Origin of the sequence: Erwinia sp. MYb416 (genome assembly GCF_037479575.1) — a bacterium.
GTDB classification, from domain to species: Bacteria; Pseudomonadota; Gammaproteobacteria; order Enterobacterales; family Enterobacteriaceae; genus Erwinia; species Erwinia rhapontici.
On sequence record NZ_JBBGYT010000339.1, the window covers coordinates 1 to 711 of the forward strand.

Annotated in this window: 1 pseudogene; it reads right to left on the bottom strand. The window is 57.1% G+C overall.

Annotation, left to right across the window (positions count from 1 at the left end):
- Positions 1-711: pseudogene (locus WH277_RS04035) on the bottom strand (hypothetical protein); the annotation flags it as partial.

Below are 711 nucleotides of genomic sequence, written 5' to 3' on the forward strand. Positions count from 1 at the left end.
CCATTAAAGTGTTCTGTATTGGAACCATCGCCGCCGTTACCACCGTTGCCACCATCACCGCCGGTGCCTCCATTACCGCCATTCCCTCCTGCGGTTCCTGCTGAGGCATTACCTGCAGCACCGCCATCACTGCCGTTACCACCCAGAGTGATGGAGTCAAACGAGGCATCCCCGCCCTCAACAGTCAGTGTTCCTGAACCACCAGCTTGTCCTGAAGTGCCGTCACCCCCCTGGCCACCACGGGTACCGCTGCTTCCATCTTTCGCCGGGTTGGCATTGCCGCCTGAGCTTCCACTACTGCCTGGAACAGCGTTAAAATCCTCACCGTTTTTGCCATCCGTGCCATTGCCTCCGCGGCTCCCGTGATATCCATTGCCCGCACTTCCGCTAAGGCCGGCATCGGCGCCATCACCGCCATTGCCACCTTTACCCCCTAGCGTAATAGTGTGACGTCCTGTCATCTCGCTGAAGCTCTGGGTTTCGTTCGTGCCTGGTGCAACGGTATTGCGCCCACTGCCCGGCAAACCTGCAATCCCTTGTTCTCCTTTGGCACCTGTTGCTCCAGCTGCACCAAGATGAATCTCTGCAGCCGTAGCTGAGGTAAGAGGGATGGCGTTCAATATCGGCAGTGAGAGCAAGGCCAGTGTAGAAATGGAGGAGCGCAGACTGTGCTTTTTAAGGGGAAGATCCGTAAGCTGTTTAGCTGTTGTA